Annotated in this window: 15 protein-coding genes; 7 read left to right on the forward strand and 8 right to left on the reverse strand. The window is 70.0% G+C overall.

What is annotated here, in order from left to right:
• On the reverse strand, positions 1 to 504 hold the full coding sequence (locus ACGFH6_RS20600) for a nitroreductase family deazaflavin-dependent oxidoreductase (RefSeq protein ID WP_393385969.1): 504 nt from the start codon (positions 502 to 504) through the stop codon (positions 1 to 3).
• 56 nt (positions 505 to 560) lie between these two features.
• On the opposite strand from ACGFH6_RS20600, the gene ACGFH6_RS20605 reads away from it, so the two are divergent.
• The 3 genes from ACGFH6_RS20605 (at position 561) to ACGFH6_RS20615 (ending at position 2,745) form a co-directional block, all read left to right on the forward strand.
• Positions 561 to 1,358, forward strand: a complete 798-nt coding sequence (locus ACGFH6_RS20605; RefSeq protein ID WP_393385970.1) for an LLM class flavin-dependent oxidoreductase — start codon at positions 561 to 563, stop codon at positions 1,356 to 1,358.
• A 43-nt stretch (positions 1,359 to 1,401) separates the two neighbouring features.
• Positions 1,402 to 2,040: an SDR family NAD(P)-dependent oxidoreductase gene (locus tag ACGFH6_RS20610; RefSeq protein WP_393385973.1), complete on the forward strand. Its 639-nt coding sequence runs from the start codon at positions 1,402 to 1,404 to the stop codon at positions 2,038 to 2,040.
• Positions 2,041 to 2,133: 93 nt separating this feature from the next.
• Positions 2,134 to 2,745, forward strand: a complete 612-nt coding sequence (locus ACGFH6_RS20615) for an FMN-binding negative transcriptional regulator (protein WP_393385975.1) — start codon at positions 2,134 to 2,136, stop codon at positions 2,743 to 2,745.
• Here ACGFH6_RS20615 and ACGFH6_RS20620 read toward each other — a convergent pair.
• Genes ACGFH6_RS20620 through ACGFH6_RS20630 form a run of 3 tightly spaced genes read right to left on the reverse strand, consistent with a single transcriptional unit; the run spans position 2,742 to position 5,030 of the window.
• A complete protein-coding gene (locus ACGFH6_RS20620) occupies positions 2,742 to 3,374 on the reverse strand; it encodes a response regulator (protein WP_393385977.1) in 633 nt (210 codons plus the stop codon). The genes ACGFH6_RS20615 and ACGFH6_RS20620 overlap by 4 nt on opposite strands.
• Entirely contained in the window at positions 3,371 to 4,600 is a 1,230-nt protein-coding gene (locus ACGFH6_RS20625; protein ID WP_393385980.1) for a sensor histidine kinase, read from the reverse strand. Before ACGFH6_RS20625 ends, ACGFH6_RS20620 begins: the two co-directional genes overlap by 4 nt.
• Before the next feature lie 19 nt (positions 4,601 to 4,619).
• Positions 4,620 to 5,030, reverse strand: coding sequence for a hypothetical protein (locus tag ACGFH6_RS20630; protein WP_393385982.1), 411 nt, complete (start codon positions 5,028 to 5,030; stop codon positions 4,620 to 4,622).
• Between the two features lie 333 nt (positions 5,031 to 5,363).
• Here ACGFH6_RS20630 and ACGFH6_RS20635 point away from each other — a divergent pair, with 333 nt between their 5' ends.
• A complete protein-coding gene (locus ACGFH6_RS20635; RefSeq protein WP_393385985.1) occupies positions 5,364 to 6,008 on the forward strand; it encodes a VanZ family protein in 645 nt (214 codons plus the stop codon).
• 79 nt (positions 6,009 to 6,087) lie between these two features.
• Here ACGFH6_RS20635 and ACGFH6_RS20640 read toward each other — a convergent pair whose 3' ends face one another.
• Entirely contained in the window at positions 6,088 to 6,693 is a 606-nt protein-coding gene (locus tag ACGFH6_RS20640) for a pentapeptide repeat-containing protein (protein ID WP_393385987.1), read from the reverse strand.
• A gap of 147 nt (positions 6,694 to 6,840) precedes the next feature.
• On the opposite strand from ACGFH6_RS20640, the gene ACGFH6_RS20645 reads away from it, so the two are divergent.
• Positions 6,841 to 7,728, forward strand: coding sequence for an NAD-dependent epimerase/dehydratase family protein (locus tag ACGFH6_RS20645; RefSeq protein ID WP_393385990.1), 888 nt, complete (start codon positions 6,841 to 6,843; stop codon positions 7,726 to 7,728).
• A gap of 36 nt (positions 7,729 to 7,764) precedes the next feature.
• A complete protein-coding gene (locus ACGFH6_RS20650; protein ID WP_393385992.1) occupies positions 7,765 to 8,523 on the forward strand; it encodes a protein phosphatase 2C domain-containing protein in 759 nt (252 codons plus the stop codon).
• A 9-nt stretch (positions 8,524 to 8,532) separates the two neighbouring features.
• Here the strand turns inward: ACGFH6_RS20650 and ACGFH6_RS20655 are convergent, their stop codons facing one another.
• From ACGFH6_RS20655 to ACGFH6_RS20665, 3 genes are all read right to left on the reverse strand, one after another.
• Positions 8,533 to 9,456, reverse strand: a complete 924-nt coding sequence (locus ACGFH6_RS20655) for a DUF4328 domain-containing protein (RefSeq protein ID WP_393385995.1) — start codon at positions 9,454 to 9,456, stop codon at positions 8,533 to 8,535.
• 69 nt (positions 9,457 to 9,525) lie between these two features.
• The gene (locus tag ACGFH6_RS20660; RefSeq protein WP_393385998.1) at positions 9,526 to 11,100 is read right to left on the reverse strand and encodes a glycerol-3-phosphate dehydrogenase/oxidase; all 1,575 of its coding nucleotides are present in this window, start codon (positions 11,098 to 11,100) and stop codon (positions 9,526 to 9,528) included.
• Complete coding sequence (locus ACGFH6_RS20665; protein WP_393386001.1) at positions 11,097 to 11,717, reverse strand: TetR/AcrR family transcriptional regulator; 621 nt, start codon at positions 11,715 to 11,717, stop codon at positions 11,097 to 11,099. Before ACGFH6_RS20665 ends, ACGFH6_RS20660 begins: the two co-directional genes overlap by 4 nt.
• Positions 11,718 to 11,835: 118 nt before the next feature.
• Here ACGFH6_RS20665 and ACGFH6_RS20670 point away from each other — a divergent pair, with 118 nt between their 5' ends.
• Entirely contained in the window at positions 11,836 to 13,395 is a 1,560-nt protein-coding gene (locus ACGFH6_RS20670) for an FAD-binding oxidoreductase (RefSeq protein WP_393386003.1), read from the forward strand.
• Positions 13,396 to 13,397: the final 2 nt, after the last annotated feature.

Consider the following 13,397-nt stretch of genomic DNA (forward strand, 5'->3'; position numbering starts at 1 on the left):
TCACGGTACGCGGCGGTCGAGGACGAACGCTTCGATGTGGCGGGCGCCGGCTCGGACCTCGTAGTTGCGCCAACCCGGGTAGTAGGCCAGGCCGGCAGTCCAGATCTCGTCGCGTTCGGCGGGGGTGGCCAGCCGGGCGCGGACCGGATGCTGGTCGCCGTCGACGGAGATCTCGGCCTCGGGGTTGGCCTTCAGGTTGTAGTACCACGCGGGATGCTTCGCCTGGCCCCAGTTCGAGGCGATCAGGCCCAGGAAGGCGCCGTACGGTACGCCGAGCACAGGCACTTGCCGCGGCTGGCCGGTTTTGGCGCCGGTTGTGGTCAGCAGCACCGTCGGTACGCCGAAGACGACACCCGCCACCGTCTTGCGGCCCTTGGTAGCCCTGGCCAGTGCGCTATCGAGGTGGTGCGCCGTACGGCTGAAGAACCACGCCCCCGCGCTGCTCGCGGCGAAGGTGCGCAGCGCCTTCTGGACGCGGTTGGCGTCGGCGAACAGCGAGGTCATGCCCCAGCATCCCACGGCACTGGAATAGCAGCGGAGAACGACGAGTTGCGGCTGGTATGGGACTTGAGATCGGAGTGATCCTGCCGACGTCGACGCCGGATCCGTCGCGGCCGATTCTGGGCGACGTACGGGAGAGCGCCCGGTTCGCGGAGGAGATCGGGCTGGATTCCGTGTGGTCCACGGATCATCTGATCGCGAGTGGGCCGATGCTGGACAGCTCGGTCGTGCTTGCGACCGCGGCCGCCGTGACTGAGCGGATCACAGTTGGGTTCAACGTGATGCTGCTGGCGCTGCGGCCGGTCGCGTGGGCGGCCAAGCAGGTCAACACGCTGCAGCTGGTGTCCGGCAACCGGCTCGTTCTCGGTGTGGGGACAGGGAATCCGGCTCATGGCGACATCGGCTGGCGGGCGGCGGGCGTGGAGTTCGCGGATCGCGGCCGCCGCACCGACGAAGCGTTGAAGGTGCTGCCGGATCTGATCGCCGGCCGGTCCGCGGTGCTCGCGGACGGGCTCGAGGCCAAGCTCGCACCCGGCTCCGTCGTCCCGCCGATAGTTGTCGCGGGCAACGGTAAGCCGGCGGTACGACGGGCGGCCCGGTACGGCGACGGATGGGCGACGATCGCGATGTCACCGACGGAGATCCGGACGAACCTTGCCCAGATCAACAAGCTCGCCGCGGACCACGACCGTCCGCCGCTGAAGGCGACCGTCGTCGCGCCGCAGCTCGACGCCGACCCGTCGCGCGCGGCCGACCAACTGCAGGCCTACGCGGCGGCGGGCACCGAACGCGTGATCATCGCTCCCTCCGGCGACTGGCGCCGCGACTACGAGTACGCCGCCAAACTGCGGTCCTAGCCGATTTGACTCTGACATTGGTGTCAGGTCGTACGGTCCGGGTATGGCAGGAGTACTGATTGTCGGAGTCGGGCCGGGGATCGGCCTCGCGGTGGCGAAGCGGTTCGTACGGGAGGGTATGAGTGCCGCGCTGATCGCGCGGTCCGAGCAGACGCTCAAGGTCGCGGCCGATGCGCTCGCCGGTGCCGAGGTGTTCACGGCGACGGCTGACAGCACGGACGAGGCCGGCCTGCGGGCCGCGCTCGATCGAGCGACCGAGGAGTACGGCGTACCGGACGTGGTCGTCTACAACGCCGCGATCATCCGGTCGGACGCGGTCGGCGAGCTGACCGCCCGGGAACACCTGGACGCGTGGGCGGTCAACGTGGGCGGAGCGATCACCACCGCGGCGCACGTCGTACCCGCGATGGCCGAGCGGGGCAGCGGCACGTTCATCATCACCGGCGGGATGCCCGAGCCGAAGCCGGACTACGCCAGCCTGTCGCTGGGCAAGGCCGGCGTACGCACGCTGGTGACACTGCTCGACCAGCAGTACGGCGCCTTGGGCGTGCACGCGGCCACCGTCACGGTCGCCGGAGGGGTCGCACCCGGTGGGGCGTGGGACCCGGACGGCATCGCCGAGCAGTACTGGCGACTGCACATCCAGCCGCGCGCCGAGTGGACACACGAAGTCCTGCACTGAGTGGCCTGGGCGAAGCCTGACCGGAATGGACCTGTCGCCGGGCGGCCGGCGCCAGGGAGACTGGGGCTGTTCGCCATCGACAAGGATCCCTGCATGTATGTTCCCGCGCACTTCGCCGCCGACGACGAGGCGGTGCACGAACTGCTCGCCCGCCACCGAGCCGCCGACCTGGTGACCATGACGCCGGATGGACTGGTGGCGACCATGCTGCCGTTCATCTACGACCGCTCGAGGAACGTCCTGCTCGGGCACTTCGCCCGCAACAACGACCACTGGCAGAAGCCCGTGCTCGGAGACGCGCTGGTGATCGTGCGCGGGCCGGATGCGTATGTCTCGCCGGCCTGGTACGCCTCCAAGCGCGAACACGGCCGAGTGGTCCCGACCTGGAACTACATCACCGCGCACGTGCACGGGACGATGACCGTGTACGACGATCCGGCCTGGGTCGAGACCGTCGTACGGCGGCTGTCCGACCTGCACGAGGCGGGCCGGGTGGAGCCGTGGTCGGTGGACGATGCGCCGGAGAAGTTTGTGAGCGGGCAGTTGCGGGCGATCGTCGGCGTCGAGATCGCGATCAAGCGGATCGAGGCGAAGTTCAAGCTCAGCCAGAACCGGCCGGAGGCGGACGTCGACGGGGTGATCACCGGCCTCACCGCCGACGGCGAAGGGGCCACGGCCACCGCCGTCGCCCAGCACCGCCGCTAACCCGGAGGCCTCAGCAGACCGAGGTTGTACGCCGCAGCCACAGCGGACGCGCGGTCGGGGACATCGAGCTTGGCGTAGATGTTGATGAGGTGTGTCTTGATCGTCGCCTCGCTGATGAACAGCCGCGCGGCCGCCTCACGGTTCGTCTTGCCGGCGGCCACGAGTTGCAGCACCTCGATCTCGCGCTGACTCAGCAGCTCGGCTGCCGGCGGCGTACGCACGCGGTTCATCAACACGCTCGCCACCGACGGAGCCAGTACGGACTGCCCCTGGGACGCGGCTCGCACCGCCCGGAGCAGCTCGTCCCGCGGAGCATCCTTGAGCAGGTAGCCGGTCGCTCCCGCCTCGATCGCGGGGACGACGTGGGCGTCGGTGTCGTAGGTGGTGAGCACCAGGACGTGCGACTCCACGCCGCGCTTCGTGAGCTCGGTGATCGCGGCCAGCCCGTTCACGCCAGGCATCTGCAGATCCATCAGGATCACGTCCGGCCGCAGCGCCTGAGCGAGCCGGATCGCCTCCGCGCCGTCACTCGCCTCGCCGATCACCTCGAACTCCGGATCGGCCGCGAACATCCCGCTCAACCCGTCCCGCACCACCGGGTGGTCGTCCGCGATCAGCAGCGTGATCACGCCGGCCCTCCGACGGCGAGGGTGGGGACCGAGGCCGAGATCGCCGTACCGGCTCCTGGTTCGGACTCGATCTCGAGTGTCCCGTCCAGCGCTTCGACGCGTTGCCGCATCGCGAACAGGCCGAAGCCGCTGCCGTCGGACGAGGTACGGCGGGACGGGTCGAAGCCGACGCCGTCGTCGCGGACGTCCAAGGCGACCTCCTTCTCCATGTAGGACAGCGTCACACCGACCCGGCTCGCTCGCGCGTACTTCGCGACGTTCGCGAGCGCCTCCTGCGCCGCCCTCAGCAGCGTCGACTCGGCCTCCGGATCAATGGCTCGCGGCGTACCGGTGGTAGTGAGCTGGACGTCGATCCCGTGCAGCGCGGTCCAGCGTCGTACGACGTTCTCGATCGCCTCGCTCAGGGTGGCCGCCTGCAAGGGCTGTGGGCGCAGGGCGTGCACGGAGCGGCGGGCCTCGGTCAGGCTCTCCCGGGCCAGGTCGATCGCAGCGGTGAGGTGCCGGTTCGCCGGGTCCTCGCTCGTGTGCTCGGCGGCCTGCAACTGGGTGACGATCCCGGTCAGGCCCTGGGCGAGCGTGTCATGGATCTCGCGGGCCATTCGCTCCCGCTCGTCGTGAACAGCGGACTCGCGCGCCTGCGTCACCAGTTCCCTGTGCAGAACGGCGTTCTCGGCCAGCGTCTGCTCGAGCCTTCGGTTGGTCTCGGTCAGCTCGTCGACCGCATCCTGGCGCTGCCGGCTCAGGACGTCGGACCTCCAGCCGAGCCAGCCGGCCAGGCACATCGCGACCACGTTGACCCCGACGACAGCGGCGTACGCGAACCAGCCCCACACCTCGTTCTTCGGTACGCCGTACGCCTGCGCGGTGCCGGCGAGGACGGCCACCGCGGTGATCCCGGCCAGCCGCGACGGCCAAGGGAGCAGCATGAACGCGTAGAAGTACCCGGCCGGGGTGAGGAAGCCGAACCACGGATCGCGGACCACGAGCACCGCCAGGATCACCACGAAGCCGGCCAGGAACACCCCCATCAGCCGAGGCTGCTCGCGCCAGGCCGGACGCAGGGTGAACATGCCGAGGATCCACAGCGCGATGAGCGCACAGAGGGCCAGGTCGATCAGCAGCGATCGTGGTTCGGTGCGCTTGATCAGCACGGTCAGCGCGGCGAGGACGGCGAGCAGTACAGACGGCACCACGGTCAGCCGCACCGGCCACACTCGTTCACTCACGCCCGCTCCTCGCCGTCGCCTACCGCCCAGTGAACACCGAGCGCAGGGGCTTCCCGTTCACGATCAGTGCGACGCCGAGCAGCAGCAACCCGCAGATCCCCTGCTCGAACTTCAGCCACAGCGGGAACGTGCCCGGCAGCGTGTCGATCACCACGATCGCGACCAGCATGACCGCCGACACGATCCGCAACCGCAGAAACGCCCGCCGCGAGCCCTTCGCCGCCCGCCGTACGAACGAGAACGTCAGCAGCGCACTGGCCACCACGATCGTCCCCCGCACCCACGCCGCGTCGTTCACCGCACTCGCGTCGTTGCGCAAGGCAATGATGGCTCCCAGCGTCAGCACGCTGATCCCCACGTACGCCGCCACCAGAAGCCGCACCGCCCGCAGCGCAGCCGCCACCCGCGGCTGCTCCACATCCACAGTCATCCCTGCTCGCCTTCCCTCGATCTCCATACCTCCACGGTCGCGCGCAGCACCCCTCCCCCACATCGCTCACCCAGCCCCACCCGACTCAACCGATCGGTTGATCCCAGCTCCACCGCGAGCGGGCCGCGGATGGGCGTGGAGCAAATGATCGTTGCCTAGAGCACCTTCCTTCCGTGACATTTTGTGCACGGATTGTCACGGACTGTTTGCGGGTGCATGCAGATGTCCGGACCCCTCTGGCGAGCGTGGGATCGGACGACAGATCGTCTGATGTGGAAGAAATCGACGAGAAAGCGTTCGAGTCAGCCGGTCGACCACGGGAGGGTCCGACGAGTGCTCGAGACTTATCGCGGCATCCCACACCTACTGGACACGTGGCTCGTTCTGACCGGCATGGCACTGCCGGTCGCGCTCTCGTCGTTGCGGCGGCCGGGGGAGCTGGTCCCTCGGCTGGCCGCCTTCTGCCTGCCGCCGGCGCTCGCTCTGGTCCTGGCGGCGACGCTCAGCCCGACCGCGCACCGGCTGGCGAGCGTGGGCCAGTGCGGAACACACCTGGCCACCACCGGCGGTCTGACCTCGCTCCAGGGCCTGCTCAACGTCCTGCTGTTCGTGCCGGCGGCCGGAATGCTGGCGCTCGCCAGCGGACGCCCGGTCGACGGAATCGCGGCCGGCATCGGGCTGTCCGCGTCGGTGGAGGCGGTTCAGGCGCTGATCCCGCAGCTCGGGCGCTCCTGCCAACTGCATGACCTGATCGCGAACACGCTCGGCACCTTCGCCGGTGTCGGTCTGGTCGCCGGCCTACGGACGCTGACCCGCCCGAGCCGCCTCGTCACCGGTCCGTACGTCGTCGAGCACGCCGCGATGATCGTCGTCCGCGGGCGGCAGCCGGCCCGCCACCGCCGCGGCCGGCTCGTCCCGCGGCCGATCCCGGTGGCGAAACCACCCCACGGCTTCCGGGCGGCGGCCCGGGCCCGATGACGACATTCCGGATACTTATCCACAGGTTGTGGATGAAAACGGGGGATAACTGCGCGACTACGCGGAGATATCCACAGGTTCAGGGGCGTACGTCCAGCCCGAGGGAGGTCGCGATGACCATCGCCTGGGTGACGTCCACCCGCGCGTCCTTCAGCTCGACCGTGAGCGGGTCGAGCGTGGACAGGTCGGATCCGCGCAGGTCGGCGCCGGTGAAGTCGGCCCGATGCAGCGACGCCCCCGACAGGTCGAGATCCCGCAGCACCGCCTTCCCCGCCCGCACGCCGGTCAGATCCGCCTCACGGAACTTCACCCCGGTGAACTCGGTCCCGCGCAGATCTTCACCCGGCAGCCCGGCGAACGACCAGTCGCCACCCGACACCTTCAGCAGGTTGTAGGTGCAGTCGTCGAAGAAGCTGCCGAGCAGCTTGCACCCGGTGAACGTGGCGTCGAACAGCGAGCACCGGACGAAGGTGCAGTTCACGAACGCCGCGTCCGTGTGGGTGGAGGCGTTGAACCTGACGCCGCGGAACGTGCACTCCTGGAAGGTCCCGCCCCGGTTCTCCAGTTCGGTGAAGTCACTGTCGATGAACAGCACCCGCTCGTACGTCTGCCCGGACGGATCGGCGTCGTCCCAGTCCCGGATCGTCGACTCCGTCGGCACCGCCACGTGCCCTCGGTCTGCCATCGCTCACCCTCCACCCGCTCGCCGGAGTTCCCCACCCTGCCACGCCGTACTGACACCCGGGTACGCCGAGATGTCCGCGAGGCAGTTGTGATGGTGACGAGGGCCAACGTTCAGCCCACCGACAAATACGAGCCGCACGATGGAAGCGTGACCGGAACTGAGCGGGTGATGGTGTTCGGCGCTGGAGGTTTCCTCGGCGCCAGGATCTGCGCACTGCTCGCCGATCGGGGGGTGGAGCACCGCGGTCTGAGCCGGAGCCGGGGTGAGCCACACCGGCTGTGCGACCTGGCCACGATGCACTCCTACGCCCTGGACACGCAGATCGGCATGTACAAGCCCACTGTGGTCATCAACGCGGCCGGCGCCACGCTGGGTGAGCCGGCCACCCTGGTCCGCGCGAACGTGACGGCCGTCGAGGCCCTGCTCGCCTCGGTCCGCGACAACGCCAGCCACGCCCGCTTCGTCCAGCTCGGCTCGGCCGCCGAGTACGGCGGTGCGTCGCACGGCACCAGCCAGGACGAACAGGGCGAGCCCCGCCCCGCCGGCCCGTACGGCATCACCAAACTGGCCGGCTCGGAACTGGTCCTTCGCGCCCAGCGCAACGGCGCGGATGCCGTCGTACTCCGGATCTTCGACGTGATCGGGCCTGGTGCGCCCGAGAGCACGCTCACGGGCCGGGTCATCCGGGATCTTCGCGGCCGGCAGCTGATCGAGGTCGGGTCGCTGGACGTCTGGCGGGACTTCGTCGATGTGCGGGATGTGGCTGAGGCGGTGGTCGCCGTCGCTCTCACCGACGTCAAGGTGCCGCCGGTGCTGAACGTCGGGACCGGACGGGCGGTGCTGGCGCGGGACGTCGCCGGCCAGTTGTTCGAGCTGAGCGGTCAGCCGGCCCGGATCGTCGAGGACATCCACGACGGCACACCGGCGGTCGCCTGGCAGCAGGCCGACACTGCCCTGATCGGCAAGCACCTCGGCTGGTCGCCGAAGATCTCCCTCGACCAGTCGCTCACCGACAGCTGGGCCGCCCAGACCTAGCCCGGGGTGGGCCGGGCGGGAAGGGAGAATGGCCGGGTGGAGATCCGCTCGATCAGTCTGCCCGCGCCGGATCGGCGACCGCCCGCAGTGAACGAGGACCTCGCGCTGACCGGACCTTACTTCGCCGTCGTGCTCGACGGTGCGACTGCCGGGCAAGGCATCGACTCCGGCTGCCGGCACACGGTCGCCTGGCTCGTCGCTCAGCTGGCCCGCCAGCTCGCCGTACCGCTCCTCTCGCAGTCGTCCGCGCCGCTGCCCGAACTGCTGGCCGACGCGATCGCGGCCGTCTGCGCCGTGCACGCCGGTACCTGTGACCTCACGAACCCGGACAGTCCTTCCTCGACAGTCGCGATGTTCCGCGCCGGGCCGGACCACGTCGAACACCTGGTCCTCGCCGATTCACCTCTGGTCGTACGGGCTCCGGACGGAGCGATCACCGTCCACAGCGACAACCGCGTCGATCGCTTGCCCGAGTACACGTTCGAGGCCGTCCGCAGGCTCCGCAACCAGCCCGGTGGGTTCTGGGCCGCGAGCACCGAGCCGAAGGCGGCGTACGAGGCACTCACGGGTACGACGGATCGCGCGGACGTCGAGCTGATCGCCGTACTGAGTGACGGAGCGGCGCGGTTCGCCGAGCGCTACGGGCACTCGTGGGAGGACCTCCTCGAGGTGCTCGAGACGGCTGGCCCGGCAACGCTGGTCGACCGCGTCTGGAAGTACGACGAGGCAGCCCACCCGGACACCTTTCGCGGCAAGCGGTACGACGACGCGACCGCCGTACTGTGTCGACTCTAGAGTCCGGCTCTAGGACGGCGGTCGGTAGGAAGGGAACGTCGGACCCGGGTTGGTGTACCGCGGCGCGTACTGCGGAGGGGGCGGTGGCGCGACGGCAACCGGCGGAACGGCGACCTGGTCGTGCTGCCACCGGCTGACGCGGAGCAGCAGCAGTGACGCGGCCACCCCCGCCGCGATGAGCAGGACCGTCGCCACGGTGAAGCCGATGTTGACGCCCAGCGCGACCCGGACCATGAAGTCCTGCAGGTCGTAGATATCGACGTACTCACCGGTCGCGTCGGCGGCGTCGGCCGCGTCGACCAGGCGGACGATCCACACGACGAAGCCGATCAGCGCGATCCCGCCGCCGCCGACCAGGATCACCCAGAACCCCGTCCACGCCGCCCACCAGCCGTACAGCAGCCCGCGCACCTCGCCGGTCCGGGACGCACCCGGCTGGTCCCGCGGCTCGCTCGCGGCGACGACGTCCTCGACGATCCGCAGCGGGTACCAGAACTGCACGATCGGGCAGAACCACGACCCGACGACCCAGCCCTGCACGAGCCGGTGCGGCCTCAGGTCCGACGGCTTCGGACCGAACGGCGAGGTGATGAAGTCGGTGTTCTCACGGGCCTGCCAGAGCCACAGGATGAAGGTGATGGCCGTGCCGACCAGAAGGTAGCCGACCAGGTCGAGCAGAGGGCCGCTGCCGGCGATCGATCGAGCACCCCGGTCGATCTCCTCCTCGGAGAGCAGGCCGTACACGAACCGCTTCACGTCGTCGTACGAGCGCCAGAGCAGGACCGACTGGATCACCGCGGCGACCGCGGTCAGCCCCATCAGCACGATGCTGACCTGCGCGATCCGCCGCAACGGCCGGTACTTCGGCGGCGCCGGCGGCGGGGTGTATGGCCCCGGTTGATGCGGATAGGCGTACGGCCACGGCTGCGACATGTGCTCACCTCCCCCAGCCAAGCTAACCCAGCGGCGGGAGCGTTCAACCTGTCGCGTCCAGAGACGACGTCAGACCGCCGCGAACGCCTCCCGGACCGCGGGCAGCGCAAGCTCCCGGTCCGCCGCGGACAGCCCGATCCGCGTCCTCCGGTCCAGTACGTCGTCCTCCGTCAGCGCCCCCTCATGCCGAACCGCGAACAGCAACTCGGCGTACGTCGTCCGCAGCCCCGGTGCGATCGGCTCCAACATGGTCGGCGCCCCCGCGATCACCTCCGGTGCCTCCACGCCGTACCGCTGGACGAACCGCGACGGTGCTCGTACGGCGGCCAACCGGACCCGGTCGGCCGCCCCCACCAGCGGGATCCGGTGCGTCAGGCACGGCCGTCGTACCGCGAGATCGGACCGGTCGAGCGCCGTGTCGAGCGCGTCCTGCGCCATCCGCCGGTACGTCGTGAGCTTCCCGCCGACGATCGTCACCAGTCCGTCCGCACCGGTGATCACCGCGTGCCGGCGGGAGATGTCCGCGGTCTTGTGCTCGCCGTTGTGGTGCCCGGTGTCGAGCAGCGGCCGGAGTCCGGCGTACGTCCCGAGCAGGTCGGCCCGCGTCAGCGGCGTCTGCACCGCATGGCTGATGGTGTCCAGCAGGAAGTCGATCTCCCCCTCGGTCGCCCGTGGTACGTCGCTCACCGGACCGGGCGCGTCCTCGTCGGTCAGCCCGACGTACACCCGGTCGTCCGGCGCCGGGATCGCCATCACGACCCGGCGCAACTGACCCGGCACCGGCACGGTCAGGACGGCGGACAGGCCGCCGAACGCGGACTGCGGGAAGACCAGATGCGTCCCCCGGCTCGGGCGCAGTTTGATGCCGGAGGCGACCTGATCGGCCCAGATCCCGGTTGCGTTGATCACCGCCGACGCGTCCACCTGCAGCCGGTGCCCGGTCAACTGGTCGACCAGTACGGCGCCACGTCCGGTCACCTCGGTGGCCGCGACCCGGGTGAGCACGCGAGCGCCGTACTGCGCCGCTGTCCGCGCGATCGCGATCACCAACCGCGCGTCGTCGTACAACTGCCCGTCCCAGGTCAGGAAGCCGCCGCGCATGCCGTCCGGCCGCAGTGTCGGTGCGTACCGCAGGATCTCCGCCGAGCTGACCCGGCGCGAGTGCGGCAGGTAGTCGTCGCTGGTCCGTGCGAACGTGCGCAGGATGTCGCCGCCGAGGAACGCGCCGCGCAGCAACGCCGCCTGCGCGAACTTTGCCTGCGGCAACCACGGTGCGACCTGCGGGACCGGATGGACCAGATGCGGCGCGGTCGTCTTCATCAGGATGCCGCGCTCGACCGCGCTCTCGTACGCGATGCCGACGTGGCCCGACACCAGGTAGCGCAGCCCGCCATGCACCAGCTTCGAGCTCCACCGGCTGGTGCCGAACGCCAGGTCGTGCTTCTCCACCAGGGCGACGGACAGTCCGCGGGCGGCCGCGTCCAGGGCGACGCCGGCACCGGTGACCCCGCCGCCGATGACCAGCACGTCGACCTTGCCGGTCGTCTCCAGCCAGTCCAGTTCGCGGGCGCGGCGAGCCGCGTTCAGGCCGGCGTTGCCCACGGTCGTGAAGGCCTTCCCCGCCCCGCCGCCCCGGTCGATCATGGCGCCAGGTACCTGGTGAGCATCTCCCGGAGCTGCTCGTCGAGCATCGGGTACTCGTCCTTCGCGGCCATCACCGGCCCGGACACCGCCGAGGCCAGCGAGACCAGGATGATCTGCCGGGCCAGCCACATCGGGTCGCCGGTCCGGATCGAGCCGTCCGCCTGCCCGGCCTTGATGCCCTCCTCGACCAGCGCCAGGTGCGCGACCGTGCTGCTGCCACGGCGCTCGAGCAGGTACGGCGTGAGGAACTCGGGGTCGAGCTCGATGATCTTGCGCATCAGCGGGTGCACCCGGGTCTTCGCGACCACCTCGACCACGCCCTCGACCAGCCGGGACCGGCCGTCGGCCGCGTCCGGCTGGAACGCCGACATCAGCGCGGTGGTCCACTCCCGGGTCATCAGAGCTGCGACCACGGCCTGCACGTTCGGCCAGCGGCGGTAGAGCGTGGCGCGGGAAACCTCGGCGTGCCGGGCGATGTCGGCCATCGTCATCCGGCGCATCCCGATCGCCAGCAGCAGCTCGTAGGCCGCGTCCAGAATCCGTTCCTCGCCGATCGCGTTCGCGGGCGCCGGACGCGCGCTGGTCTCCGGCTCGTGGTCGCTGCTACGCTGAGACATCACACGTCAGAGTGTATCAGCGACTCTGCCGTCCTGGAACTGTCCGTGGGAGGTGGGAGCCAGGGGGTTCCACCTCCCACGGACGCTACCTCGCAGGTGCACCGAAAGGGAGCCCACCTTGACCGAATCGGACCTCCCTGTTGTGCAACTCACGCCGGGACGCTGGGGCGATCCAGCCCACCCCGTCGACCTGCCCGCCGCGGCCGTGGAGGCGTTGAAGCATCTCGGCGTACGACGGCCCGCCACAGGTCCCGTGGACCCGGTGGACCGGCCTGGGCTGACGGCCACACAGCTGAGCTTCCTGGCCGGAGTGGTCGGAGCGGAGCACGTCACGACCGACCTGGACTCCCGGTGGGCGCACACGCGCGGCTACTCGACTCCGGACCTGCTGCGGCACCGCGCCGGCGACACGTCGGACATGCCGGACGCGGTGGTGTACCCAGGGAGCCACGACGAGGTGATGGCAGTGCTGGCGGCTTGCTCGGGCCACGACCTGGCGGTGGTGCCGTACTCCGGCGGTACGTCGGTGGTGGGCGGGCTGGCGGCGTCGCGGCGGTTCGTCACCGTGGACCTGCGGCGGCTGGACCAACTGGTCGAGATCGACGAGGTGTCGCGCACCGCCACGCTGCAGGCCGGCGTACGAGGTCCGGCGGCGGAGGCGCTGCTCGCCGCCCGCGGCTACACCCTGGGCCACTTTCCACAGTCCTACGAGGGCGCGAGCATCGGCGGCTATGCGGCCGCGCGGTCGAGTGGGCAGTCCTCGGCCGGGTACGGGCGGTTCGATCAGATGGTTGTCGGGCTGACGCTGGCGACTCCGCGCGGGACCGTGGAACTCGGCCGGGCGCCGATGTCCGCGGCCGGTCCGGATCTGCGTCAGTTGGTGCTCGGGTCCGAAGGCGCGTTCGGGATCATCACGTCGGTCGTCGTACGGATCCGGCCGCGGCCCACCGAGCGGCACTTCGAGGGCTGGCGGTTCGAGAACTTCGAGGCGGGGCTGACCGCGATCAGACGGCTGGCGCAGGACGGGCCGTTGCCGACCGTACTGCGGTTGTCCGACGAAGCGGAGACCGCGGTGAACCTGGCGGATCCGGATGTGCTCGGTGGCGGGACGGGCGGCGTACTGGCGATCGTCGGGTTCGACGGTCCGTACCAACAGGCGACGGCAGCTGTGCTGACCGCAGCCGGTGGGCAGAACGTCGGCGAAGGGCCTGGCGAGACCTGGCGGGTCGGCCGCTACCGGGCGCCGTACCTGCGGGATCCCTTGCTGGACGAAGGTGCGTTGGTCGAGACGCTCGAGACGGCCGCCTTCTGGTCGAAGGTGCCTGCACTGAAGGCCGCCGTGACCGAGGCACTCGTGAGGTCACTGACCGACCAAGGCACTCCGCCGCTCGTGCTGTGCCATGTCTCGCATGTCTACGAAACAGGGGCCTCCCTCTACTTCACTGTCATCTCCGCGCAGGCCGGCGATCCCGTCGGCCAATGGCGTACGGCGAAAGCCGCGGCAAGCCAGGCGATCGCGGTGGCCGGCGGCACGATCAGCCACCACCACGGTGTGGGCACCGACCATCGTGAGGCGTACGCGGACGAGATCGGCCCGCTGGCGGTCGAAGCTCTCCAGGCCGTCAAGCACGTGCTCGACCCCGGCCACATTCTCAGCCCGGGGATCCTCTTGACCTGAAG

The organism is Kribbella sp. NPDC049227 (assembly GCF_043197265.1).
In the GTDB taxonomy this organism is placed as follows: Bacteria; Actinomycetota; Actinomycetes; order Propionibacteriales; family Kribbellaceae; genus Kribbella.